Origin of the sequence: Marinimicrobium sp. ARAG 43.8, from assembly GCF_050113635.1 — a bacterium.
Classification (GTDB): Bacteria; Pseudomonadota; Gammaproteobacteria; order Pseudomonadales; family Cellvibrionaceae; genus Marinimicrobium.
The window spans coordinates 1-500 of the sequence record NZ_JBNJLT010000036.1 but is presented as its reverse complement, the minus strand read 5'-3'; the positions used below and the strand labels follow the sequence as shown (position 1 = coordinate 500).

Here is a 500-nt window from a genome sequence, read left to right as displayed (position 1 = left end):
TCCTTCCAGTACGTTGTCCAGTCGTATTCTATCGGTTCAGCTTTACCGAAGAATATTTCAGTCGTCTTTCCAATACCAACCAGCCAAACGGCAACGCTGCCTCCGGGGGCCATGCCGACGGTAATTCTCCGATAAGTCAAGTGACCGGTTGGCGTTCTGTGGTCGCCATACCCTTCTTTAAAACTCCTGACGATGGTTTCATAGGGAAGATCAAATTCGCCGTAATAGAACTGATCTTCAAGGTACGAGTAGTAGGTAATCTGCAGCCGATCCGGTAAAGGTTTTTGATCCGGCCCGGTCACGTGTGTGGAAATGGGCTTTCCCCAACCACCGTACACTGTTTTTCCACTGGGAACATAGAGCCCGTAATCTTTTCCCGGATATAAAAAGGTGCCAGATATCACTTTCATCTGGTATTCCTTGGGCGCCGACTCGGAAGCCAGCCACTCCGCTTTGGTCATAGAATCCTCACAACCGAGTAATAAGAGTAACGCCGATAC

General features: G+C 49.2%; 1 protein-coding gene. It reads right to left on the bottom strand.

Annotated elements, in window-relative coordinates; translation table 11 throughout:
• Positions 1-461, bottom strand: a 461-nt coding sequence (locus ACQCLF_RS16045; RefSeq protein WP_426989105.1) for a DUF2931 family protein, incomplete at its 3' end; no start/stop codon positions are given.
• Between the last annotated feature and the right edge of the window lie 39 nt (positions 462-500).